Genomic DNA, 23,021 nt, shown 5'->3' on the forward strand with positions numbered 1-23,021 from the left:
CGGAGGCCATCATGCTTTTCGAACTCATCGTCAGCTTTCTGATCCTGTTCGGCGCCGCGTTCGTGCTGCTGGGCTCGCTGGGCCTGGCCAAGCTGCCGAGCTTCTTCATGCGCCTGCACGGCCCGACCAAGGCCTCCACCCTGGGGGTGGGCAGCATCCTGCTGGCCTCGGCGGTCTACTTCACCAGCCGCGGCAGCCTCTCGGTCCACGAGATCCTGATCCTGGTCTTCCTGTTCCTGACCGCGCCGATCAGCGCCCTGTTGATGGCGCGCGCCGGCATGCACCGCGAACTGTCCGGCGACAATCCACGCCATGACTCGGCCGGCAAGGCACCGGAAAACAACAAGCCGCCAAGCCCATAGCCACGCAAATCTCTCGTCCCGAACGACGAACGCCCCGTGCCGATCCGATCGACACGGGGCGTTTTCGTTTGGGGTGATCTCTCAAGGGTATCGCGGGCTATCGCTCCGGGGCAGTACCGAGCGACCGGCCGGATCAATCGACCGCCGTGCAGATCTGGTGGAGCCGCTCGATTGCCCTGAACAGGCCGGGCGTGATTTCCCAACGATCCTGGCTGATGTAGAGCCGCACGGCGACCACGCCCTCCTCTCCCACCGGTTCGGGCAGCATCACCACGCTGTGCCCGACGGCATTGATGATCGCGGCATTGCCGGCATCGACCTCGGCCGGATCACCGGCGTCACTGTGCATCCAACGCCCATCACCACTGACCAGCACCCGGCCCAGTTCGTCGGCCAGCGGACGCAGCAACGCCTGGTGATGGCGAAGGCTCTCGGGCAGGTGGGCTTCCAGGTAGGCGATCAGCGTCGCGCGATCGTGGATCTCACCGGTCGCCAGGGAAATCGTGCGGACGTCGAGGAATGGACTGGTTCGCTGCTCGGCCAGTGCCGCGCCCAGTACTTCGCGCTCGGAGGCCGGCAGGACGGCGCAACGGGCCGTCAGGTGATCGATCTGTGCACGCAGCGCGGTGTCGTCGGTCGCCCGCGCCGGGCGCAACATGCCGATCATTCGCTGCGGTATGCCCTCACCGTCACGCAATACACGCAACTCAAGCCACATCGGTCCAACCCCTGCTTGTCCCGGCAGCCGACCTTCCAGGGCGACCCGGTCGACCGCGCCGCGGGCGAAATACGCCGGCAGGGCGGTTTCCGGGTCGCCGGCCAGCGGCGAGCCGGGATCGTTGGATTCGAACAGATCGAACAGCGGTACGCCCACCAGGTTCTCGCGCGCCCGACCGAACCAGTCGGCGGCCTGCCGATTGGCGACGATCACATGCAAGCGACGTGGCTCGATTTCGATCAGGCCCAGCGCCGGCATGTCCAGCCAGGCGTGATGCCAGAAGTCACGCTCGCGAACGACATTGACGCTCCGGGCCGCGTAGCGTCCACGCAGAAAGCGCCACAGGAACAAGAGCGCGGCGAACAGGCCGAGCGTCGACAGCATGGCTGTCAGGCTCAGCCACTTTTCCAGTTGATCCACCGGCGCGAGCACCTTGCGGCGGTCCTGGAGCACGAGCAGACGCGACGACAGTCGCTCGACTGCGACGGTGGCGTAGACACGGTCGGCGCCCTCCTCGGAGTCCGACGCCTCCCCGGCTTCCGATAGACCGATTCTCAGGCGGTCGACGATTGCCGCGGGCGTCTCGCTGACCGTCGCGGACTCGTCCCTCGGGTCGAGCACCAGCATGGGCCAGAAACCCGAGCCGGCGGAGGGGTCGGCCGGCGCATTGATCAGCAGGGTCCGCAGGCCCTCACCGGCACGTACCTGCAGACCACCATCCTCGGCATCCGACAACAGGCTCTCGGTGTTCAGCCGGGTCCAGAACATGAGGAACCACGGCCCTCGACTGACGGCCGTGCGATCGTCGTAGACCGGGAGAATCCAGAACAGGTCGGCACCGCCCCGACCACGGGTGAAACGCGTCACGGTGCGGACTTCGCCCGTGACGGCCGCCTGGTCGAAATGCTGCATGTCCGGGGGGACGACGTTGGTCGCCCCCGTCTGTAACTGCGGGGTGCGATCCGGGTCCAGAAGGGTGATCGAGCGAAACCGGCCGATTAGACTTCCCCGCCGCAGGTCATCCGGGAAGCCGTCGACCTCGCCTTCGTCCAGTCTGGCGACCCATTCCTTGAGCCAGTCGTGACGCTGCGCAACGGCCTCGACCTGCTGGTCACGTTCGTCGACCCAGTTGTCCAGTTCGATGGCGCGAATGGCCGCCAGGTTGGCGACTTCACGCTGGGCCTTGTCCAGCAGCAGGGGGGCGTACTGACGGGCGGCGACCGCCGCGATGAAGATCTGCATGACCGCGATCAGCACCAGCGCGATCAGCATGGCAGTAAGCCAGCCCTGGCGGGGACGGGCCCGCTCGTGACCGAAATCGACAACGCCCTGGCGGGCCGCGGTCAGGCGGTCGACCAGCACGTAGAGCACCGCCCCGGTCACCAGCACGAAGATCTCGCCGAAAACGAGCCCGGCCGTGGAGATTTCCCAATGGGCCCCGCCCAGCCGTCCAAGCAGCCACTGGGTGACCCAGATCCACAGGGAGGCAAGCAGCAGGTACGCGACCGTGATTGGCAACGCCGGTCGCATGGCCCCGATCTTCATATCAGGCGCCGATCCGATCCCGGAAGGCGTTGAGACGCTGATGGCTGCGCACGCGGCCCATCAGCTCGAGGATCACCCCGAAACTCGGCGATGACGTGTGTCCCAGCAGGGCCAGTCGCAGCACCGGCCCGACCTTGCCGAGCTTGAGGTCGAGGGTCTTTGCCACGCCCTTGACCGTCGATTCGAGCGTCTCGCTGCTCTCCCAGGCGGCATCGTCCTCCAGGGCCACGATGAGCGCGTCGACCACCATCGCCGCCGACGCATCCAGCTTTTCCATCGCCTTGGGATCGGGCTCAACGGCATCCTGATAGTACGGCTGGGCCTCCTCGGCCATCTCGACCAGCGTGTGCACCCGATCGACGTAGGCCGGCACGATCGCCGCCGGTTTCGGCCCCTGCTCGTCCGGGTCAATGCCAAGGTGGCCGAGGTGCCAGCGCAGTTCGGCGGCCACGTCGGCCACCGGCAGCTCACGCATGTAGTGCTGGTTTAGCCAGCGCAGTTTTTCCGGGTTGATGCTCGAGGCCGAATGATTGACGTCGACCAGATCGAACAGCTGGACCAGCTCGGCGCGCGAGAAGATCTCCTCGTCGCCATGCGACCAGCCCAGACGCACCAGGTAGTTGAGCAGCGCCTCGGGCAGAAAGCCGTCGTGGCGGTACTGCACCACGCTCACTGCGCCGTGGCGCTTGGAGAGCTTCGCCCCGTCCGGGCCGTGGATCATCGGCAGGTGGGCGAATGACGGTGGCTCGACCCCCAGCGCGCGGTAAAGATTGATCTGGCGTGGCGTGTTGTTGAGGTGATCGTCACCGCGCACGACATGCGTGATCTGCATGTCCATGTCGTCGACCACCACCGTGAGGTTGTAGGTCGGGGTGCCGTCGCCGCGCGCGATGATCAGGTCGTCGAGCTCGTCGTTGCGGAACGTGACCCGGCCGCGGATGGCATCCTCGACCACCACCAGCCCGTCGAGCGGGTTCTTGAAACGCACCACCGGCTTGACGCCTTCCGGTGGCGTGCCGGTGAAATCCCGGTAACGACGGTCGTAGCGTGGCTTCTCGCCACGCTTCATCTGCGCCTCGCGCAGGGCGTCGAGCTCCTCGCGGGTGGCGTAGCAGTAGTAGGCCTTGTCCTCGGCGAGCAGCTGGTCGATCACCTCTCGGTAACGGTCCATGCGCTCGGTCTGGTAGAACGGGCCTTCGTCGTAGTCCAGCCCCAGCCAGGTCATGCCCTCGAGAATCGCGTTGACCGATTCGGGATTGGACCGTTCGCGGTCAGTGTCCTCCACGCGCAGCACGAACTCGCCGCCGTGGCGGCGGGCGAACAGGTAGCTGAACAGGGCCGTGCGAGCGCCGCCGATGTGCAGATAGCCGGTAGGCGACGGGGCGAAACGGGTGCGAACGGTCATCGATACCTCTGAGGACAGCTGAAACGTGGTCTGGACTGGCGGGACAGGACTCGCCCCGGCCGAGGCAAAGACCACATTATAGAGGCTAAGGTTCCGGTTTCGCAGGTCGATGGGCCGAACACGGCAGGGCCACGTCATGCTTGCTGCGAAAAGGCGTCACCGCGAGCGCATCGGGTGGCACCTCCCCCGACAGGCGCTGCACAACCACACCGTTAGGGGCCTTTGCGCAGAAGCGTTCTAGCTCCACCTCGCCGTGGCCCAGCACCACGACCGACTCCTTGAGCCGCCCATAGAAGTGGTACTCGTCGCGGTACTTGCCCACGAAAGCGACGGGACGCCCTTCCCGCTGCCACTGGCCCACCTGGCCGGCGAATGCCTGGAAGTCGAAGGCCGATCGCATCGGCACGAAGGCCAGGTGCAACAGCACCAGGGCGAGCGTGGTGATCATCGCAACTGACATTGCCTGTCGGGGCCAGCAGCGGTCACGCCACAACCAGGCACCGCATAGCAACAGCACCACGCCCACGGCACTGACCCAGCCCGGAAGCATGGCCAGCATTGGGCTGTTGTCCACCCAGGACAAGGCAACCAGCGCGAGCCCGACGAGAAACCAGAGCATCACCACCGACCGTGCGCCCAGCGGACGCCCAGCTTCCCCTGGGCTTGCCAGCACAGCCGCCGTGGCGATCGACAGGGCGGGCAGCATGGGCAACAGGTAATGAGGCAGCTTCCCCGATGCGAGCGACAGCAAGACGAAGGGCACCACGACCCAGACCAGCAACAGGCGGCCCATGTGCGGCTCGTCCCACGGCCCACCAGCCCAGCGCCAATTCCCTCTAGTCCGACGAAGCAGACCGGGCAGCAGCAGGGTCCACGGCAAAAACAGTAACGGCAGCAGCCACAGGTAGTAGTAGAACGGCTGGGCGTGATCGAAGGCATCCACGGCCCGACCCGCGAGTTGACTCCAGAGGATCGCCTCGGCGTAGGCCGGCCCACCAAGGTGCGCGGCCCACAAGGCCCAGCCGAGCGCCACGCAGGAGCCCAGCAACCCGACACTGCCCGCCTGGACAAACCAGCGCCACGACAAGGGCACGCCGGCCCACCAGGGTGCGGCGACCGTCAGCGGCACCAGGTAGATCAGGGCGAACGGCCCCTTGGCCAGCGTACCCAGCAATGTGCCGACAAACAGCCACAGCCAGCCACGCCGACGCCCCTGTCCCAGATCGAGCAGGCCGAGCACCCCGAGCAGGACAAAGAACACCACCAGCTGATCGAACATGGTCATGGTGGCAAAGCCCAGCCAGTAGACCGTGCCCAGCAACACCCAGGGGGCAAGCGTGGCAACTGCCGACCGTTCGGGGAACAATCGCCGGGCGACGGCACGCACCAGGAACAGGCTGCCCAGCGCGAATGCGGGCTCCACCAACCGGGCACTGATCTCGTTGACGCCGAACACGAACCAGCCGACATGGATCAGCCAGAACAGCAACGGCGGCTTGTGGCTGTAAGGTTCCCCGTCGAGCAAGGGCACCACCCAGGAGCCGGCGGACCACATGTCCCAGGCCACGCCCAAATAGCGTGTCTCATCGACCGGCATCAGCGGCCGCGTCAGCAGGGCGACGGCCACCACCAGCAGGAACAGAGGCAACCAGCCCCATTCGAAAACACGATTCCAGGCGCTCTTCCGTGACATATCACCCTCCCGACTCGATTCACCCGGGTTTTTATCCTGGGTAATTATCCCCTGTACTCACCCCGTTCTCTTCGACCCCCACCGGATCACTCGGCCAATCGATTGATTGCCCGCGCAACCTAACCGGGGGTGCGAAACGTCGCGATGGCACATCTCGTGCTTTCAGAGATACGCTGACTACCCACGATCACCAACGACCATGCTCCCCATGCCGAGACCACCCATGACCGGACACCCCGTCACGCGCCGCACGACCTGGCTGGCCTTCGCCGGCGCCCTACTCCTGCCGATCGCGACAAACGCCGCGCCGGAAACCGGCTCCGACCGTTGCCAAGCCAATCACCGGCTGGTCATGACCGAAGCCCGACTCACTCACGAGCCCGGGGACGTCACGGGGCTCCCAGCGGCTCTCGCCGAGCGGTTAGCGAGCCGGCTGGAAGCGGCCGGACAGCAGGTGGTCGACATCACTCCGCCGACCCGAAGCGAGGGGCTGGAGCCCGCGATGGACGCGTTCTCCCGCCATGGCGCACCCTACTTCCTGCGCCTGGTGGCGAGCGATCTCGGTACCGAGGGCCGTCCCTCGGGGATCGTCCTGCTGCCCGATCGCTACGCGCCCCGGGGCGGACAGCTGGCCGCCACCCTGGACGATGGCGCCCAGGGCGCGCGGCTGGACGCCTGGAGAATCGATCTATCAACGGCGAACGGCAAACCGTTCTCACCCGAGATCGCGGCGGACTCGACGCGTTTCTGGGAGAGCGATTGGGGTCAGTCGTTGGATGCCGCGATCGAGACGGTCGCACAGAACGTCCTCGACACGCTGGAATGCCGGCCCCTGGTCGGCCGGGTGCTGTCCACCGAAAGTCGCGGCGGCGGCACCGATCTGCGGATCGATCTCGGCCGCGCCGACGGTCTGGCCGCCAGCGATCGCTTGATCGTCATCGAACCGGGGGTGCCGACCGACTCGCTCGGCGTCAATCTCTTGACTCGCCCTGTCATGGAAATCACTGCCGGACCGGTTCGCGAACCGATAAACCTGGGGGAGGCCCGGGTCACCTTCCTGGGCGAGAACGACGCCACGGTTCGCTATCAGGGAACTGGTTCGGTCGAACGCGGCGACCTGGTGCAGGTGCAGTAGAACGCGGAAGCGCCGGTAATCAATCGATGGCGTCGCCCAGCCCGCGCGCCAGGTCGGCGATAATGTCCTGCGGATCCTCGAGCCCCACCGACAGGCGAACCAATCCCTCGTCGATCCCCGCCTCGGCGCGTGCCTCGGGGCTCAATCGACCGTGCGTGGTGCTCGCCGGATGGGTGATGGTGGTCTTGGTGTCACCGAGGTTCGCGGTGATCGAAAGCATGCGGGTACGGTTGATCACCTCCCAGGCCTTCTCGCGCCCGCCCTCGACCACGAACGAGACGATCGCCCCCGGACCGGTTTGCTGGGCGGCGATGATCTTCGCCTGCGGGTGATCGGCAAGCCCCGGGAAATGCACCTTGGCGACCCGCTCGTGGGCAACCAGCCAGTCGGCCACCTCGCGGGCATGGCGGCTGTGGGCCTCCATGCGCAGGTTCAGTGTCTCCAGGCCCTTGGCGAAGATCCAGGCGTTGAACGGCGCCATGGTTGGCCCGCAGGTACGCAGAAAGCCACGTACTTCCTTGCCGACCCGTTCGGCATCGCCCACCACGGCCCCGCCGATTGCGCGCCCCTGTCCATCGAGGAACTTGGTCGCCGAGTGGATCACGATGTCCGCGCCGAGGCTCAAGGGCCGCTGCAGCGCCGGGGTACAGAAACAGTTATCCACCACCAGCGCCGCCTCAAACGCGTGGGCCAGATCGGCCAGTTGGCGAATGTCGGCGACCTCGGTCAGCGGGTTCGAGGGCGTCTCGATGAACAGCAGGCGCGTGCGCTTATTGACCGCGGCTTCCCATTGCGACCAGTCGGTCAGGTCCACCCAGTGCACCACCAGGCCGAACTTGGCCAGGTACTTGTCGAACAGCACCTTGGTCGTGCCGAAGACCTGGCGGGCGATCACCACCTCGTCGCCGGCCTCGCACAACGCCATGAAGGTGGTCAGGATCGCGGCCATGCCCGAGGCAGTGGCAACACAATCCTCACCGCCTTCCATCACCGCCAGGCGCTCCTCGAAAATGCGCGTGGTGGGGTTGGTGAAGCGGGCGTAGATGTTGCCCGGCTCGTCGCCGGCGAAGCGCGCCGCGGCCTGCTCGGCCGACTCGAACGTAAAACTCGACGTGGTGAAGATCGGCTCGCCGTGCTCGCGCTCCGGTGTCGGATGGTGACCGACGCGGATGGCCTGGGTCGCGAGCGACCAGTGGGGATCGGGGCGGTGCGAATCGGTCATGGGATATCCGGTCTTGTCGATCTTGCCCGCGATCAGCGGGCGTTGAAGAAATGCCAGGCGATGTTGTCGAACTCGGCGATCGCCGCCAGCAGGCGGTCCGTGTCTTCCTCGAGTTCGGCAAACTGGTGCTCGGCCAACGGCGCCATCGAGCAGTTTTCCGGTGGCGTGCCGAACCGCTCGAGCAGGTCACTCATCTGCGGCAGGAATTTCCACTGCAGCCACTCCTCGAACGCCAGGGTGTCGAAGCAGAACGGATGAGGACTGGCCAGCGCCTGCTCGCTGGGTCGCTGATCCGACCACAGCCCGGCCTGTTGAAGCTCGTGGGCGATCTGGTCGAGTTGGCGCAGCATCATGTCGGTGCTGGGGCGAACGTTCTCCATCAAACCCTCTTCGTCAGCGTTCAGTGCACCCGCGATGAGCCGGGCGGTTCGTCATTCATGTCCGTCCCACCCTCATCGTCGGCCCAGAACAGCCGGTGGGGGATCAGCTGGCCGCGGCCGATGGCCGCCGCATGCATCAGGGTCTGGTGGGTGTATTCAAGTCCTTCGTGGACAGCGTTGACCGGGTCACTGCCCTGGGCGATCAGCCCGGCGATCGCCGAGGAGAGGGTGCAGCCCGAGCCGTGGAACTGGCCCGCCAGTCGCTCGTAGACGAATCGCCGCGGCGGCTCGACGCCGTATAGCCAGTTCTCCACCTTCTCGCCCGGCTCGTCACCGCCCTTGAGCAGGACGTACTCCGCCCCAAGGGCCGAGAGCATCTGGCCGCGCTGGTCCCGGTCAGTCGCATCCGGCGCCAGTACCCGCGCCTCGTGGGCGTTGGGTGTCACAATGGTCGCCCGCGGGAACAGGTGCTCGACGATCGCCGCGGCCACGGCATTCTCGGCGAGCGACCCGCCCCCGCCGGCCACCAGCACCGGGTCGAGCACCACCGGGATATCCGGGTAGCGCGCCAACACCGAGGCGACAGCCTCGACCAGTTCGACGGTGCCGAGCATGCCGATCTTGATCGCGCCGACCGGCATGTCCTTAAGCACCGCCAGCGACTGGTCGATCACGAGCTTCGGGTCGCTGGGCACGAAACCATGCACGTTGACTGTGTCCTGCACGGTCAACGCGGTGATCGCCGTGGCCGGATGCACGCCCTGGCTGACGATCGCCTCGATATCGGCATGGATGCCGGCTCCACCACTGGGGTCGTGTCCGGCAATGGCCAGGACGACCGGGACCTCGGGGGCGTCGGTGAGCGTCGGTGTGGTTTCCATCTGGTGCTAAGCTCCCTCGAACGGTAAGGCCGTGGCGGCAGCGGCGTCATGAAGGCGCCGGGCCAAGCATGATAACGCAGCCAGTGCCACAAGCATTGATTCGGCACGCCATGCCGACCGTCCCGGCGCGTTCAGGCGACAACGGGGCTTGCCGTGACAGGGCCCGTGCCGTTGTGACGTCCGCCCGACCACGAACCGCTCCACCAAGCCACGAAAAGGACCCGGCTGATTGATGATCCCCTTCACGCCCCGCCAATGGTTCGACTCGGCCAAACGCTGGATCTGGCATCACCGCCCGGCGACCCGACTCGGTCGCACGGCCCAGCGACTTACCCGCGCCATGCTGAGCGTGCTGTCCTCGGCGTCACGCGGCGACCTACAGCTCAACGCGATGAGCCTGTCCTACACGACGCTGCTCTCGATGGTGCCATTGTTGGCGGTGGCGTTCTCGGTGCTCAAGGCCTTCGGCTCGGCCTCAGTCATCGAGCCGTTCCTGCTCTCGATAATGGCGCCGCTGGGCGACGCCGCCGACGAACTGACGCTGCGCCTGCTCGATTTCGTCGACAATATCCGGGTTGGTGTCCTGGGTGCGGTCGGCATCGCCCTGCTCTTCTTCACGGTCATCGCCCTGATGCAGAAGATCGAACGGGTCTTCAACCGCATCTGGAACGTGCACCAGTTGCGCTCGATGTCGGCACGTTTCGCCAATTACCTGTCGGTGCTCATGGTCGGCCCGGTGCTGGTGATCGCCGCCGGCAGCCTTACCGCCACCCTGCTTGCCGCCCCCGGCGTTCGCGAGTTCGCCGAGCTGTCGGTGCTGGCCACCGTGCTCAAGTGGCTGGGTTATCTCGTCCCGCTAGCCGTCTGGACCGCCGCATTCGCCTTTCTCTACCTGTTCATCCCCAATACCCGGGTGCGGCCCAGCTCGGCGTTGGTCGGCGGGTTGGTGGCCGCGATTCTCTGGAACCTGCTGGGGTTGTTGTTCGGCGGACTGATTGCCGGATCGACCAGCTACACCGCCGTGTATTCAGCTTTCGCCTCACTGGTGTTGTTCCTGATCTGGTTGCAGATTGCCTGGATGATCGTGCTGGTGGGCGCGGGCATCAGCTATGCCTGGCAGCACAGCGATCGATTGACACTCGGAAAGCCCGTGCCGGTGCACCCGGGGACGCGACTGGCGGCGGCGATCGTGGTGCTCGACGACATCGAGCGTCGCTTCGAGGACGGCAAGCTGCCCCCGGACCGGGATCAGCTCGCGGGGCGTATCGAGCACTACCGAGAGCTCGCCCAGGTCTGGATCGACCCGTTGCTGGAAAAGCTGGTGGAAGCCAACCTGCTGCGCATCACCGAGCCGGCCGACACGACTTGCTTTCTGCCCGCCCGGCCGGGCGAGCGCATCACGCTGGCGGCGGTAGAACGGGCGATTGAAGGCAAGTCGCCCGAGTTGCCTCCGGCATTGATCGAGGCCATCCCGGCACTGGGGCGGTTTGCCGAGCACCGCCGGCAATGGGAAGAGGACATGGGTGAAACGACAATGGGCCCCGCCGAGCCGGCATCCAACCGCGCGGACGATACAACTTAGTCCGAGGCGGCCGCACCACGCCAGTAGACCGTGTGCTGACCGTCACGATCGAGCAGCCGGGCGAACACGAACCAGGCATCCGACAGCCGGTTCAGGTAGGTGGCCAACAGGGCACGTTCGTCGGCCTGATCACCTTCCTGGTTACCTTCTTGGCACCAGGACCAGGCCAGACGCTCGGCACGGCGGGTCGCCGTGCGAACCAGGTGCGCCCGCGCCATGGCCTCGGTGCCGCCCGGCAGGATGAATTCCTTGAGCGGCGTCAGGTCGCGATTGGCCGCCTCGATCCAGGCATCCAGGCGTTCGAGTGACGGCAACTGGCTCGACGCGGCCATCCCCCCCATCGCGACAAATCCGCCCAGGTCAAAGACCGCCTGCTGCTGCTCGCGGACGAACGCCAGCCTGTCGGGCTCGTCGGTCAGCGAAACGCTCAGGCTTCCCAGGCGGGCATTGAGCTCGTCGAGTTCACCCAGCAGTTCGATGGTAGCGGTGTCCTTCGACAGGCGACTGCCATCGGCCAGCCCCGTCTGCCCCTGATCGCCAGTGCGGGTGACCACCCGCGAGAGTCGATTACGCTCGTCGTCCGATCTCGTCATCCCGATCCGCCTTATCCCGCCTGGGGCTCACTGCGGTGCTCGTCACCCGGCACGTCCGTGGGCCAATCGAGCGGCCGGCCCACGAAAACCTTGAGGGCAAAGGCGAGAATCGCGATCACCCCGTAGCCAAGCCCGGCGACGACACCCATATCCACGATCCCGTGCCACGGCTGGGGGAGCAGGCTGACCAGCAGCACCAGCATGACCACGCCGGCGGTCACCGACAGGGCCACGATGCGTCGCTTCTTCGTTGCGTGGATGTAGCCCATGCAGTAAAGCGGAGCGAGCAGCACATGCCAGGCGACCGGGTGGTGCGACAGGTGAACGGCCCGGGCGACCACCCGCGGCGAGAATCCCTTCTGGAATCCCTTGTAGCCTTCGCTGTAGATCATGAACACCATCCAGCCGGCAAAGAACACCCAGTGCCACCAGGCCCAGGGTTCGGCCCAGGCCTCGATGGCGTAGAAGGACAGGCGGTAGATCGCCCAGAGCAGCAGCGCGCACAGACCCAGTACGCCCCAGGCTGCCCCAACGATTCCCAATGGCTTGTTCACGATCGACTCTCCCGGATGCGTGTCCGTCTAGCAGTTCTTCTGAGGGATGTCTGCAGGCATTCCCCGGACAAGGGCGCGGAGTTTATCATGCAGCCCACCACCCGATTTGCGAGTGACCGGACCGTCATGAATCCCCGCACCCGCCGCGAGATGTTCGCCCGTTTCCAGCGCCAACGGCCCGAGCCGACCACCGAACTCGAGTACCGCTCGCCCTTCGAACTGCTGGTTGCCGTGGTGCTGTCCGCCCAGGCGACCGACGCGGGCGTGAACAAGGCGACCCGGCCACTATTCCAACGCGCCGACACGCCACAGGCGATTCTCGACCTGGGTCTCGATGAACTCACCGACGCGATTCGCACCATCGGCCTGTACAAGACCAAGGCCAGGAACGTCTACGCCCTTTGCCAACAGCTGATCGACAAGCACGGTGGCGAGGTGCCCGCCGATCGCGACGCGCTCGAGGCCCTGCCCGGCGTGGGCCGCAAGACCGCCAACGTCGTGCTCAACACCGTCTTCCGCCGGCCAACCATGGCGGTCGACACCCACATCTTTCGCGTCGCCAACCGCACCGGCCTGGCCAAGGGCAAGACCGTGCGCGCCGTCGAGGACCGACTCCTCAAGGTCATCCCGAAGGAATACCAACTTGATGCCCACCACTGGCTGATCCTGCATGGCCGCTACGTCTGCAAGGCGCGTCGCCCCGACTGCGGGGCCTGTATCGTCTGTGACCTGTGCGATTTTCGCGACAAGACCGAGGAATGCAGCCCCGAACTGATCGCCCGCTACGCTACCGAACCCACCGAGGCCTGACTGTCATGTACTCCAGCGACCGCCGCAAGATGCGCCAGCCCTTTATCGATGCCTGGACCAAGGGCAAACAGAAAAAGCCGCTGGCGCCGATCGAGCAGATGATCTTCGACGTGATCCGCGATCACCCTGAATACCACTCGCTGCTCGACCAGCCCGAGTTCGCCCTGGAGGCCGACTGGCCCCCGGAGATGGGCGTGACCAACCCCTTCCTGCACATGAGCATGCACCTGTCGCTGCGCGAGATGGTGCAGACCGACCGCCCGGCCGGCATCCGCTCGGTGCATTCGGAACTGTCCCTGAAGAAGGCCGATCCGCTGGAAGCCGAACACGAGATGATCGACTGCCTCGGCGAGGCGCTCTGGCAGGCCCAGCAGAGCGGCGGCCCGCCGGACGAGGCCAAGCTCATGGAATGCCTCAGGGACAAGCTCAAGCGCTGACCCCGTGTACGCGGGTGACTGCGTCTGCCCGTCCATGAAATAGATTGAGGGTCTAGGCTCGAACGAGACAGCCGTCTCCCATCCATTCGAGGTAGGCCCCGATGAGCGAGTCGACAGACCAACGCCGCGAGCCCGTCACTGACCCCGTCTGTGGCATGCAGGTCGACCCGGCGACGAGCGAGCATCGCAGCGAGTATCACGGCGAGATCTTCCACTTCTGCTCGGACCACTGCCGGGCGCGCTTCGAGGACGACCCCGAGCGCTACCTGTCCGGCGATGGGCCATCCGACGACTCGGCCGCCGAGGACACGGACGCCATCTATACCTGCCCGATGCACCCGGAGATCCGCCAGCAGGGACCGGGGAGCTGCCCGATCTGCGGCATGGCACTGGAACCCGAAACCGTCAGCCGCGACGATGGCCCCAACCCGGAACTGCTCGACATGACCCGGCGGTTCTGGATCGGCGCGCTGCTGACCCTGCCGCTGTTCCTCATGGCCATGGGGGGCCACTTCCTCGGCATCGATCGCTGGATCTCACCCCAGATGAACCACTGGATCCAGTTGCTGCTGGCCACCCCGGTGGTCCTGTGGGCGGGCAAGCCGTTCTTCGTGCGGGGCTGGCGCTCGGTGGTCGACCGCCAGCTCAACATGTTCACCCTGATCGCGCTGGGCACGGGCGTGGCGTGGGCCTACAGCCTGGTCGCCACCGCCGCGCCCGGCATCTTCCCGGATGCCTTCCGCCAGTCCGACGGCTCGGTCGCCGTCTATTTCGAGGCCGCGGCGATGATCACGGTGCTGGTCCTGCTGGGCCAGGTCCTCGAACTGCGCGCCCGCGAGAAGACCTCCGGGGCCATTCGCGCCCTGCTCGACCTGGCGCCGACCACCGCCCGACGGATCACCGACAGCGGCGAGGAAGACGTGTCGCTCGACGAGGTCGAAATCGGCGACCACCTGCGGGTGCGCCCCGGCGATCGCGTCCCGCTGGACGGCGAGATCCTCGAGGGTCGCTCCAATATCGACGAGTCGATGATCACCGGGGAACCGATGGCGGTGGCCCGCAAGGCAGGCGACACCGTCATCGGCGGCAGCATCAACGGTCAGGGTAGCTTCGTGATGCGCGCCGACAAGGTCGGCCGCGACACCATGCTCTCGCGCATCGTACAGATGGTTGCCAAGGCGCAGCGCAGCCGCGCCCCCATCCAGGGGCTGGCCGACCGCGTGGCCGCCTGGTTCGTGCCTAGCGTCATCGCCGCGGCCGTGGTTGCCTTCGTCATCTGGTCGGTAGTCGGCCCCGAACCACCCATGGCCTACGCCCTGATCGCGGCGGTCAGCGTGTTGATCATCGCCTGCCCCTGTGCCCTGGGCCTGGCCACCCCGATGTCGATCATGGTGGGTGTTGGTCGTGGCGCGCGCGCCGGGGTATTGATTCGTGATGCCGAATCCCTGCAACGTTTTGAGCAGGTCGACACGGTGGTGATCGACAAGACCGGCACGCTCACCGAGGGCCGCCCACGCGTGACCCGCATCCAGGCTACCGGCGAGCTTGGGGAGGACGAGCTTCTTCGCCTGGTCGCCGGACTCGAACAAGGCAGTGAGCATCCCTTGGCCGAGGCGATCGTCGCCGAAGCACGGAAACGGCAACTTGATCTGCCCGACGCGGACGATTTCGATGCCGAAAATGGCAAGGGCGTCACCGGCTGCGTCGACGGGAGAACGGTGCTGGTCGGCAACCATACCCTCATGGATGGCCACGACATCGACACGAAAACGCTGGAGGATTCAGCGACATCCTGGCGCCATGAGGGTGCGACAGTGATCGTCGTCGCCATCGACGGCCAGCCCGCCGGGTTGTTGGCGATCGCCGACCCGATACGCAAGTCGACCGCCGATGCTATTCACCGCCTGCAACAGGTCGGACTCGAGGTGGTCATGCTCACCGGCGATTCGGAAGAGACCGCCCGCGCCGTCGCCCAGCAGCTCGACATCGATCAGGTGCGCGCCAATGTCCTGCCGGAGGGCAAGAGCGACGTGGTCGAACAGATGCGCTCAGAAGGCCGAGTCGTTGCGATGGCTGGCGACGGGGTGAACGATGCCCCGGCCCTGGCCGCAGCCGACGTCGGCATCGCCATGGGCAGCGGCACAGACGTGGCCATCGAGAGCGCCGGGATCACGTTGCTGCGCGGCGATCTCGACGGGCTGGTACAGGCGCATCGGCTGTCGAAAGCGACCATGCGCAACATCCGCCAGAACCTGTTCTTCGCCTTCGCCTACAACACGGCCGGCATCCCGATCGCCGCCGGCCTGCTCTACCCGGTCTTCGGCGTGCTGCTCTCGCCGATCATCGCCGCGGCCGCGATGTCGTTCTCCTCGGTGAGCGTGATCGGCAACGCCCTCCGGCTGCGCGTGATCCGACTGGATTAGGGGAGGTCTGCACGAATCCGATGCCACTCTGGCTTGGCGAGTCGTTCGTGATCAAGGCGCGCAGAGCGGTATCGGATTCGTGCAGAGCTTCCCTTAGTCACTCTCTTCCAGCGGCCAGTCGACCACGTGGGTCTCCCAGTCGATCGAGTCACGGTCCGCGTTCTCGGCGATCACGGCCCGCCCGGCGACCGAGTAGCCGCTTTTCATGGTGCTACCGGGATCACCAGTGAGCAGCGGGTGCCACGATGGCAGGTCGCGCCCCTCGGCAACACGCCGGTAGGCACAGGTGGGTGGCAGCCAGTCGAACTCCTCGACGTCCTCGGGACGCAACCAGACGCAGCCGGGCACGCGGGTCTGGCGATTGAGGTAGTCGGTGCACTGGCAGGTGCCGGCATCCAGCAGATGGCAGGCCACGTCCGTGTAGTAGACATCACCGCCTTCATCCTCCACCTTTTCCAGACAGCACTTGGCGCAGCCGTCGCAGAGGGATTCCCACTCGGACGGGGTCATCTCGGTGAGGCGCTTGCGACGCCAGAATGGCAGCTGGTCGCTCATGGGCTAAACGGGCGTGGCATCGGGATCGGGGAAGAGACCAGCAGCCTATCACGCAAGGGGTCGAGACCTGCGGATCTGGCCGGCGGTATGCGATGATTCGCCCATCACGTAACGAGGTAAAACGATGACGGCAACGGCCCAGACCACACCGGTGATGCGCATCGGCAGTGAGACGGACATCAACGAGGCACTGCATTCGGCGCGCAACGCGCGGGTCCAGCGCTTGGGCGAGGTACTGGTGCAGCGTGGGGCGCTGAGTCGCGAGGCGCTGGAGAGTGCGCTGGAGTCGTTGCGCCATCATCCGGCAACCCACCTGGGTGACTGGCTGGTCGAGCGCAAGATCATCTCGCCCGAACAGCTCGAACAGGCACTCTGCTCGCAACTCGGCATTCCGCAGGTCAACCTCGGCGCGTTCGTGCCGCCACCGGAAGTCGCCGCGCAGATTCCCTACGAGATGGCATTGCGTCTCAACGTGCTACCGCTGGCCCGCCGGAATTCCGTGCTGGTCGTTGCGTCGGCCCGGCCGACCGACCAGGAACTGCTGTCGATCCTGCGTTTCTACACCGGACTGGGCATCGAGCCGGTGCTGGCCTCGGCTCACCAGATCGCCAGTGCGATCAACCGCGCCTACCGCGTCGAGTCGGTCGGCGAGGATCGTGAGGCGTTACTGGGCCGCGAAGGCGAGGCTCCGTCGCCGACCAATGAGCCCGAGATCGAGAACCAAGCCACCAGCGCGCCGGTGGTCAAGATGGTCAACACGCTCTTGATGCAGGCGATCAGCCGAGGGGCCTCGGACATCCATTTCCTGCCGCGGCGCGACAACGTGTTGGTCCGGTTTCGCCTCGACGGGGCCCTGCAGACGATCCGCTCGATCGAGAAGACCCAGCTGTTGGCGGTGGTCGCGCGCATCAAGATCCTTGGCCGCATGAACATCGCCGAACACCGCCTGCCCCAGGATGGCCACGCCCGCGTGCACATGGGCAAGCAGGAAGTGGACCTGCGTATCTCCGTGATGCCGACGTTCAATGGCGAGAGCGTGGTCATCCGCATTCTGAACAAGAACATGGGCTTGAAGCCCTTGAACGCGCTAGGCTTTTCCAAGAGCGACGAGCGCATCATCCGTAACCTGATAGCCCGCGCCCAAGGCATGATCCTGGTCACCGGGCCTACCGGCTCGGGCAAGACCACCACGCTCTATTCGCTGCTCCAGGAGGTGAAGGCCGGCGACCCGCACATCATCACGGTCGAGGACCCGGTCGAGTACGACATGGACGGCATCGACCAAGTCCAGGTGCATGCCGGGATCGGTTATACCTTCGGTCGGGCCTTGCGCAACATCCTGCGCCATGATCCGGACGTGATCATGATCGGCGAGATGCGCGATCTGGAGACGGCCGAAAGCGGCGTGAAGGCCGCACTGACCGGTCACCTGGTCTTCTCCACCCTGCACACCAACGATGCCCCCAGCGCGGTCACTCGCCTGGTGGACATGGGTGTCGCCCCCTATCTGGTCAGCTCGACGGTCATGGGCGTACTGGCCCAGCGCCTAGTGCGCATCCTCTGCTCGCACTGCAAGAAAAAGCACCATCCCGAACCGTTGGTGCGCGAGACCATGGGCGTGGACGAAAACGAGACGTTCTGGCACTCGGCGGGCTGCGATCATTGCGACCAGACCGGCTATGTCGGTCGCACCATGGCCTACGAGCTGATCGTGGTCGACCGGGACATGGCCAACCACATCGCCCACGGCATCACCACCGAGGAACTACGCCAGCTGGCCGTGGACAAGGGAATGCGCACGCTGACGCGCCACGGCCTGGAAATGGCGCGTGCGGGGATTACCTCGCTGGAGGAAGCCTACCGGGTGCGCCTCGAGGACCTCGGTGGTCCCGAGAACGGCAACGACCACTAGAGGGGCACCATGGACCTGTTGCTGATCGTCCTGGTGGCTGTCGCCATGCTCCTGCTCGCGCTGCGCCGCCGGCGCAAACGGCCTGCCGATCGCCCGGCACCGCCTCGGCCCGCGACGCTTCCCCCACGCCGGCAAGGCTGGTCGTTTTCCCGCCACCCGCGTGAGGACTGGCGCTACTGGCGCGACCTGGCGGTCATCATCGGCCTGGTGTTGGCGCTGCTGCTGGCAATGCTGGTCCTCGGCGCGAAATACGGCGCCTGATCGGCTGCCTATGACCGACAACAGCCCTCTGCCGCGCCCGTCTGTTCCAACTCCTGGATGGGCGGACAGGGTCTATCGCCATACGAGCAGAATACGCAACAGTCACCCCGCATAGGAGAAAGCAATTCCCCGCAGGAAGGGCACTCGAAAAACCACAAGCACGAATTCACCGGCATGGTTTCCGTCGTCTTGTCCCCGCAGTGGGGGCAGGTCAGCTCCGATGTGAGATGCACTGCCATTACCGCCTCGCTCCCATCAGATCGGGCGGCGATAACCGCCGCGTGCCCCGGTCGGGGACAGGACGAACTGCCACAACTGAATCCGACGGGCACGAAATCCGCCGGCACAGGACTGCAGGTAGTATTTCCACATCCGGCCGAACGTCTCGCCATACTCCTCGCGCCACTTTGGCCAGGCCCGCTCGAAGTTCGCGTACCAGGCCATCAGGGTGTGATCGTAATCGGCGCCGAAGTTGTGCATGTCCTCGACCACGAAGCGCCCCTCGCAGGCGTCGATGACCTGCTGCATGGCTGGCAGCTCGCCGTTGGGAAAGATGTACTTGCCGACCCAAGGGTCCGGCGGCGAGCCTTCACGATTGGTGCCGATCGTGTGCAGCAAAAAAAGCCCGTCGGGCTTGAGGCAGCGACGGGCGACTTGCATGTATTCGTCGTAGTTGTGTCGGCCGACATGCTCGAACATGCCCACCGAGACGACATGATCGAAGGGCTCGTCGACATCGCGATAGTCCATTAGCCGGAACTCCACTGGCAGATCGCCCGCCAGATCCCGCCCAAAGGCAGCCTGCTCCTTCGAGATGGTCAGGCCCACGCATTCCACGCCGTAGTTCTCGGCGGCGTAGATCATGAAACTGCCCCACCCGCAGCCGATGTCGAGCACCCGCTGGCCGGGCTTGAGATCGAGCTTGCGACAGATGATGTCGAGCTTGTGCTCCTGGGCCTCGGCCAGCGTCTCGGCGCCGTCGCCCCAGAACCCACAGGTGTAGGTCATGCGGGGGTCAAGCATGTCGCGGTAGAAGTCGTTGCCAAGATCGTAGTGATGCTCGCCTACTTCCCAGCAGCGTGACCGCGTCTGGCAATTGAGCAGCCTCGCCTTGAGTGCAGGCCACCACAGGCGCGGGGATCGGCCGACCTCGCGGGTCAGTTCGGCTCGCAATACGCGATCGACGAACTCGTCGACCCGGTCGATCTCCACCCAGCCGGCCATGTACGACTCGCCCAGGCCCAGATTGCCCCAACCGAGGATGCGATCGACCGCCCGTGTATCACGGATGCGAATGTCCCAAGAACGATCGCCGTCGACACGGATGTCGGCCCTCGCCAACAGTTGCGCGAACCGGGAATCCGGCGCGATCACCTGATCACCGGCTGACTCCACCTCCATGGTCATTCGCCTACTCATCCGACACCTCTCATGGAGAACGCCTGACTTACGAGCTAGCCCAGTTGTACGAGACGTCCCGATTGCTCATCTCTACAGGCGCAAGGTTGGGGCGGAATCAACGGTCGCCGCCTCACACCCACACCGTGGAGGTAGAACAAAGCGCAACAGCTACAACCGAGTCAGCCGTTCCTTTGCCACATTGGCACGTGGCCGGCGCGACAAACCCACCACCGGATCACATAACAATCTAGTTTGGGTGGCGAGTGAATTCAAACTTGGCAAAACGAGCCCGGGACCAAACCCGTCCATTGGCAACCTGGAAGCTTCCCTAGCAAAACAAAAACCGGGCAGCCGGCAACCGATCGTAATCGATCACCGCACTGCCCGGTCGGGGAGATCCATTTTCCAACCACGCGACGAGCCGGTTGGAGAAAGTCGTTTGGTCAGACAGTGACCACCGGGATGTCCTTGAGCATCTGCAGCCCCTTGGTGGCCTCTTCCTGGTACTCCTCGATCTCGTTGAAATTGAGGTAACGATAGATCTCTGCCGACATCGTGGCCAGGTGGGCAACATGTTCCTGGTACTCCTCGACCGACGGCAGCTTGCCGAGGATCGCGGTCACCGCGGAGAGCTCGGCCGACCCCAGGTAGACGCGCGCGTCCTTGCCCATGCGGTTGGGGAAGTTGCGCGTCGAGGTCGACATCACTGTCGCCCCGTCGGCCACCCGGGCCTGGTTGCCCATGCACAGCGAACACCCAGCCATCTCGATGCGGGCACCCGCACGGCCGAAGATGTTGTAGTAACCCTCTTCGGAAAGCTGGTGCTGGTCCATGCGGGTCGGCGGGGCGATCCACAGGCGGGTCGGCACCGAGCCACCGTAGGACTCGAGCACCTTGCCGGCCGCACGGTAGTGGCCGATGTTGGTCATGCACGAACCGATGAACACCTCCTGGACCTCGTCGCCGGCGACCTCGGACAGCGGCTTGATGTCGTCCGGGTCGTTCGGGCAGGCCAGCAGCGGCTCGGTGATCTCATTGAGATCGATCTCGATGATCTCGGCGTACTCGGCATCCGCGTCCGGCTCCAGGAGTTCGGGATTGTCGAGCCATTCCTGCATGGCCTCGATGCGACGGCCCAAGGTGCGCTTGTCCTCGTAACCCTGGCTGATCATCCACTCGAGCAGCGTGATGTTGCTCTTGAGGAATTCCTTGATTGGCTCGGGCCCGAGGTGAACGGTACAGCCATTGGCCGAGCGCTCGGCCGAGGCGTCGGCGAACTCGAAGGCCTGCTCGACCTTCAGATCCGGTAACCCTTCGATCTCGAGTACGCGGCCATTGAAGACGTTCTGCTTGCCCTTCTTCTCGACGGTCAACTGGCCACTCTGGATCGCCTTGTAGGGAATCGCGTTGACCAGGTCACGCAGGGTGATGCCCGGCTGCATCTCACCCTTGAAGCGCACCAGCACGGATTCCGGCATGTCCAGCGGCATCACGCCCAGCGCGGCGGCGAACGCCACCAGGCCGGAGCCCGCCGGGAAGGAGATGCCCAACGGGAAGCGGGTATGCGAGTCGCCGCCGGTACCCACGGTATCCGGCAGGATCATGCGGTTGAGCCAGGAGTGGATCACGCCGTCGCCTGCTCGCAGGGAAACGCCGCCGCGGGTGGAGATGAATTCCGGCAGTTCGTGCTGCAGGGCGATGTCCACCGGCCGCGGGTAGGCGGCGGTGTGGCAGAACGACTGCATGACCAGATCGGCCGAGAAGCCCAGGCAGGCCAGTTCCTTGAGCTCGTCGCGGGTCATCGCGCCGGTGGTGTCCTGGCTGCCGACGGTGGTCATCTTCGGCTCGCAGTAGGTGCCCGGGCGCACGCCCTCGACACCGCAGGCACGGCCGACCATCTTCTGTGCCAGCGTGAAGCCCTTGCCGGTGTCCGCCGGCTGCTCGGCGCGCAGGAACACGTCGGACGGCTCCATCTTGAGCGATTCCCGTGCCTTGCCGGTCAGGCCGCGACCGACGATCAGCGGGATGCGGCCACCGGCGCGCACCTCGTCGGGCAGCGTGCTCGGGCGCATGTTGAAGGTGGTGATCACCTCGCCGTTCTTGAGGATCTCGCCCTTGAACGGACGGATGGTGAGGACGTCACCGGTCTCCATCGAGTCGACGTCGCACTCGATCGGGAACGCGCCCGAGTCCTCGGCGGTGTTGAAGAAGATCGGCGCGATCTTGCCGCCGAGCACCACGCCGCCAGTGCGCTTGTTGGGCACGTGCGGGATGTCACGGCCGATGTGCCACTGCACCGAGTTGATCGCGGATTTGCGCGAGGAGCCGGTGCCGACCACGTCGCCCACGTAGGCGATCTTGTGGCCGGACTCTTTCAGCTTCTTGATGGTGTCCAGCGCCTCGGGCATCTTCGACTGGAGCATCGAACGGGCGTGCAGCGGGATGTCCGGACGGCTCCAGGCCTCCTGGGCCGGGGAGAGGTCGTCGGTGTTGGTCTCGCCCGGCACCTTGAGGACGATCACCTCGATCTCGTCCTCCAAGGCCGGCTTGGCCTCGAACCAGTCGGCGTTGGCCCAGGAGTCGAGCACCCGGCCGGCATTCTTGCTGCCCTCGCGGTACTTGTCCTCGACGTCACGGAAGGAGTCGTAGACCATCACCAGCTTGGAGAGCGCCTTGACGGCGTCGTCGCCCACGACCTCATCATCGAGCAGCTCGATCAGCGGATCGACGTTGTAGCCACCCATCATCGTGCCCAGCAATTCGACCGCCTCGTGGCGATCGAGCAGCGGGGAGTCAGCACGGCCGTGGGCCAAATCGGCCAGGAAGGCGGCCTTGACGTAGGCGGCCTTGTCCACGCCCGGCGGGACGCGCTGGGAAAGCAGGTACTTGAGCTCGTCGTGCTCCACGTCCGCCGGCGGGTTCTTGATCAGCTCGATCAGTTCGGCGGTCTGCTCGGCAGTCAGTGCCAGCGGCGGAATGTCCTGCTCGGCACGTTCGGCCTTGTGTTCGCGATAGGCTTCAAGCATGGGTGATCCTCAACGGCTTGTGATCATGAATTCGGGGAACCTCGAAAAACCGGCTGCGCCACACGATTGCTACGTCGCGTGCTCGCTCCTCGCCTAGCTGGCGATATGTCTCGTCTCTCGCTCCGC

At 65.4% G+C, this 23,021-nt stretch carries 20 protein-coding genes; 8 read left to right on the forward strand and 12 right to left on the reverse strand.

The features are described from left to right. Window positions 1-11: 11 nt before the first annotated feature. Window positions 12-362 (forward strand): Na+/H+ antiporter subunit G, encoded by a 351-nt coding sequence (locus VWP12_RS09570; protein WP_410473934.1) that lies wholly within the window; start codon window positions 12-14, stop codon window positions 360-362. Window positions 363-495: 133 nt separating this feature from the next. On the opposite strand, the gene VWP12_RS09575 is transcribed toward VWP12_RS09570, so the two are convergent. From VWP12_RS09575 to VWP12_RS09585, 3 genes are all read right to left on the reverse strand, one after another. Beyond that, window positions 496-2,625 (reverse strand): hypothetical protein, encoded by a 2,130-nt coding sequence (locus VWP12_RS09575; protein WP_410473935.1) that lies wholly within the window; start codon window positions 2,623-2,625, stop codon window positions 496-498. 1 nt (window position 2,626) lies between these two features. Then, window positions 2,627-4,030 carry a glutamate--tRNA ligase gene (gltX, locus tag VWP12_RS09580; RefSeq protein ID WP_410473936.1) on the reverse strand — a complete coding sequence of 468 codons (1,404 nt, stop codon included), beginning with the start codon at window positions 4,028-4,030 and terminating at the stop codon, window positions 2,627-2,629. 85 nt (window positions 4,031-4,115) lie between these two features. Next, window positions 4,116-5,723: an ArnT family glycosyltransferase gene (locus VWP12_RS09585; protein ID WP_410473937.1), complete on the reverse strand. Its 1,608-nt coding sequence runs from the start codon at window positions 5,721-5,723 to the stop codon at window positions 4,116-4,118. 223 nt (window positions 5,724-5,946) lie between these two features. Here VWP12_RS09585 and VWP12_RS09590 point away from each other — a divergent pair, with 223 nt between their 5' ends. Next, window positions 5,947-6,858, forward strand: coding sequence for a hypothetical protein (locus tag VWP12_RS09590; protein ID WP_410473938.1), 912 nt, complete (start codon window positions 5,947-5,949; stop codon window positions 6,856-6,858). A 19-nt stretch (window positions 6,859-6,877) separates the two neighbouring features. On the opposite strand, the gene VWP12_RS09595 is transcribed toward VWP12_RS09590, so the two are convergent. Genes VWP12_RS09595 through thiD form a run of 3 tightly spaced genes read right to left on the reverse strand, consistent with a single transcriptional unit; the run spans window position 6,878 to window position 9,341 of the window. Next, window positions 6,878-8,080 carry an O-succinylhomoserine sulfhydrylase gene (locus tag VWP12_RS09595; protein ID WP_410473939.1) on the reverse strand — a complete coding sequence of 401 codons (1,203 nt, stop codon included), beginning with the start codon at window positions 8,078-8,080 and terminating at the stop codon, window positions 6,878-6,880. A 32-nt stretch (window positions 8,081-8,112) separates the two neighbouring features. After that, window positions 8,113-8,460 carry a YqcC family protein gene (locus VWP12_RS09600; RefSeq protein ID WP_204742169.1) on the reverse strand — a complete coding sequence of 116 codons (348 nt, stop codon included), beginning with the start codon at window positions 8,458-8,460 and terminating at the stop codon, window positions 8,113-8,115. 20 nt (window positions 8,461-8,480) lie between these two features. Next, the gene (thiD, locus tag VWP12_RS09605) at window positions 8,481-9,341 is read right to left on the reverse strand and encodes a bifunctional hydroxymethylpyrimidine kinase/phosphomethylpyrimidine kinase (RefSeq protein WP_125199237.1); all 861 of its coding nucleotides are present in this window, start codon (window positions 9,339-9,341) and stop codon (window positions 8,481-8,483) included. Window positions 9,342-9,573: 232 nt separating this feature from the next. On the opposite strand from thiD, the gene VWP12_RS09610 reads away from it, so the two are divergent. Then, window positions 9,574-10,923, forward strand: coding sequence for a YihY/virulence factor BrkB family protein (locus VWP12_RS09610; RefSeq protein WP_410473940.1), 1,350 nt, complete (start codon window positions 9,574-9,576; stop codon window positions 10,921-10,923). On the opposite strand, the gene VWP12_RS09615 is transcribed toward VWP12_RS09610, so the two are convergent. Beyond that, entirely contained in the window at window positions 10,920-11,516 is a 597-nt protein-coding gene (locus tag VWP12_RS09615) for a cob(I)yrinic acid a,c-diamide adenosyltransferase (RefSeq protein WP_410473941.1), read from the reverse strand. The genes VWP12_RS09610 and VWP12_RS09615 overlap by 4 nt on opposite strands. A gap of 11 nt (window positions 11,517-11,527) precedes the next feature. Next, window positions 11,528-12,070 (reverse strand): hypothetical protein, encoded by a 543-nt coding sequence (locus tag VWP12_RS09620; protein ID WP_410473942.1) that lies wholly within the window; start codon window positions 12,068-12,070, stop codon window positions 11,528-11,530. A gap of 126 nt (window positions 12,071-12,196) precedes the next feature. Between VWP12_RS09620 and nth the strand changes: the two genes are divergently transcribed. The 3 genes from nth (at window position 12,197) to VWP12_RS09635 (ending at window position 15,740) form a co-directional block, all read left to right on the forward strand. Next, window positions 12,197-12,880 carry an endonuclease III gene (gene nth, locus VWP12_RS09625; protein ID WP_410474963.1) on the forward strand — a complete coding sequence of 228 codons (684 nt, stop codon included), beginning with the start codon at window positions 12,197-12,199 and terminating at the stop codon, window positions 12,878-12,880. A 5-nt stretch (window positions 12,881-12,885) separates the two neighbouring features. Beyond that, on the forward strand, window positions 12,886-13,317 hold the full coding sequence (locus VWP12_RS09630; protein WP_410473943.1) for a DUF1841 family protein: 432 nt from the start codon (window positions 12,886-12,888) through the stop codon (window positions 13,315-13,317). 101 nt (window positions 13,318-13,418) lie between these two features. Next, complete coding sequence (locus VWP12_RS09635) at window positions 13,419-15,740, forward strand: heavy metal translocating P-type ATPase (RefSeq protein WP_410473944.1); 2,322 nt, start codon at window positions 13,419-13,421, stop codon at window positions 15,738-15,740. Window positions 15,741-15,833: 93 nt separating this feature from the next. Here VWP12_RS09635 and VWP12_RS09640 read toward each other — a convergent pair whose 3' ends face one another. After that, window positions 15,834-16,295, reverse strand: coding sequence for a YcgN family cysteine cluster protein (locus tag VWP12_RS09640; RefSeq protein WP_410473945.1), 462 nt, complete (start codon window positions 16,293-16,295; stop codon window positions 15,834-15,836). 124 nt (window positions 16,296-16,419) lie between these two features. On the opposite strand from VWP12_RS09640, the gene VWP12_RS09645 reads away from it, so the two are divergent. Continuing rightward, window positions 16,420-18,207, forward strand: coding sequence for a GspE/PulE family protein (locus tag VWP12_RS09645; RefSeq protein ID WP_410473946.1), 1,788 nt, complete (start codon window positions 16,420-16,422; stop codon window positions 18,205-18,207). Between the two features lie 9 nt (window positions 18,208-18,216). Further along, window positions 18,217-18,468, forward strand: a complete 252-nt coding sequence (locus VWP12_RS09650; RefSeq protein ID WP_410473947.1) for a hypothetical protein — start codon at window positions 18,217-18,219, stop codon at window positions 18,466-18,468. A gap of 8 nt (window positions 18,469-18,476) precedes the next feature. Here VWP12_RS09650 and VWP12_RS09655 read toward each other — a convergent pair whose 3' ends face one another. From VWP12_RS09655 to acnB, 3 genes are all read right to left on the reverse strand, one after another. Then, complete coding sequence (locus tag VWP12_RS09655; protein ID WP_410473948.1) at window positions 18,477-18,707, reverse strand: GDCCVxC domain-containing (seleno)protein; 231 nt, start codon at window positions 18,705-18,707, stop codon at window positions 18,477-18,479. A 16-nt stretch (window positions 18,708-18,723) separates the two neighbouring features. Beyond that, a complete protein-coding gene (gene cfa, locus VWP12_RS09660) occupies window positions 18,724-19,875 on the reverse strand; it encodes a cyclopropane fatty acyl phospholipid synthase (RefSeq protein ID WP_410473949.1) in 1,152 nt (383 codons plus the stop codon). 437 nt (window positions 19,876-20,312) lie between these two features. Then, window positions 20,313-22,895, reverse strand: coding sequence for a bifunctional aconitate hydratase 2/2-methylisocitrate dehydratase (acnB, locus tag VWP12_RS09665; RefSeq protein WP_410473950.1), 2,583 nt, complete (start codon window positions 22,893-22,895; stop codon window positions 20,313-20,315). Window positions 22,896-23,021 lie beyond the last annotated feature (126 nt).

The sequence above is a fragment of the Guyparkeria sp. TX1 genome (genome assembly GCF_046523965.1).
GTDB lineage: Bacteria > Pseudomonadota > Gammaproteobacteria > Halothiobacillales > Halothiobacillaceae > Guyparkeria.

What these genes read in the sequence shown, in the direction of transcription:
- VWP12_RS09595 (WP_410473939.1), bottom strand. Translation starts at nt 8,080, where the DNA reads ATGACCGATTCGCACCGCCCCGATCCCCACTGGTCGCTCGCGACCCAG.
- thiD (WP_125199237.1), bottom strand. Translation starts at nt 9,341, where the DNA reads ATGGAAACCACACCGACGCTCACCGACGCCCCCGAGGTCCCGGTCGTC.
- VWP12_RS09630 (WP_410473943.1), top strand. Translation starts at nt 12,886, where the DNA reads ATGTACTCCAGCGACCGCCGCAAGATGCGCCAGCCCTTTATCGATGCC.
- VWP12_RS09585 (WP_410473937.1), bottom strand. Translation starts at nt 5,723, where the DNA reads ATGTCACGGAAGAGCGCCTGGAATCGTGTTTTCGAATGGGGCTGGTTG.
- VWP12_RS09640 (WP_410473945.1), bottom strand. Translation starts at nt 16,295, where the DNA reads ATGAGCGACCAGCTGCCATTCTGGCGTCGCAAGCGCCTCACCGAGATG.
- gltX (WP_410473936.1), bottom strand. Translation starts at nt 4,030, where the DNA reads ATGACCGTTCGCACCCGTTTCGCCCCGTCGCCTACCGGCTATCTGCAC.
- VWP12_RS09645 (WP_410473946.1), top strand. Translation starts at nt 16,420, where the DNA reads ATGACGGCAACGGCCCAGACCACACCGGTGATGCGCATCGGCAGTGAG.
- acnB (WP_410473950.1), bottom strand. Translation starts at nt 22,895, where the DNA reads ATGCTTGAAGCCTATCGCGAACACAAGGCCGAACGTGCCGAGCAGGAC.
- VWP12_RS09610 (WP_410473940.1), top strand. Translation starts at nt 9,574, where the DNA reads ATGATCCCCTTCACGCCCCGCCAATGGTTCGACTCGGCCAAACGCTGG.
- VWP12_RS09615 (WP_410473941.1), bottom strand. Translation starts at nt 11,516, where the DNA reads ATGACGAGATCGGACGACGAGCGTAATCGACTCTCGCGGGTGGTCACC.
- VWP12_RS09590 (WP_410473938.1), top strand. Translation starts at nt 5,947, where the DNA reads ATGACCGGACACCCCGTCACGCGCCGCACGACCTGGCTGGCCTTCGCC.
- cfa (WP_410473949.1), bottom strand. Translation starts at nt 19,875, where the DNA reads ATGACCATGGAGGTGGAGTCAGCCGGTGATCAGGTGATCGCGCCGGAT.
- VWP12_RS09655 (WP_410473948.1), bottom strand. Translation starts at nt 18,707, where the DNA reads ATGGCAGTGCATCTCACATCGGAGCTGACCTGCCCCCACTGCGGGGAC.
- VWP12_RS09575 (WP_410473935.1), bottom strand. Translation starts at nt 2,625, where the DNA reads ATGAAGATCGGGGCCATGCGACCGGCGTTGCCAATCACGGTCGCGTAC.
- VWP12_RS09600 (WP_204742169.1), bottom strand. Translation starts at nt 8,460, where the DNA reads ATGGAGAACGTTCGCCCCAGCACCGACATGATGCTGCGCCAACTCGAC.
- nth (WP_410474963.1), top strand. Translation starts at nt 12,197, where the DNA reads ATGAATCCCCGCACCCGCCGCGAGATGTTCGCCCGTTTCCAGCGCCAA.
- VWP12_RS09650 (WP_410473947.1), top strand. Translation starts at nt 18,217, where the DNA reads ATGGACCTGTTGCTGATCGTCCTGGTGGCTGTCGCCATGCTCCTGCTC.
- VWP12_RS09635 (WP_410473944.1), top strand. Translation starts at nt 13,419, where the DNA reads ATGAGCGAGTCGACAGACCAACGCCGCGAGCCCGTCACTGACCCCGTC.
- VWP12_RS09570 (WP_410473934.1), top strand. Translation starts at nt 12, where the DNA reads ATGCTTTTCGAACTCATCGTCAGCTTTCTGATCCTGTTCGGCGCCGCG.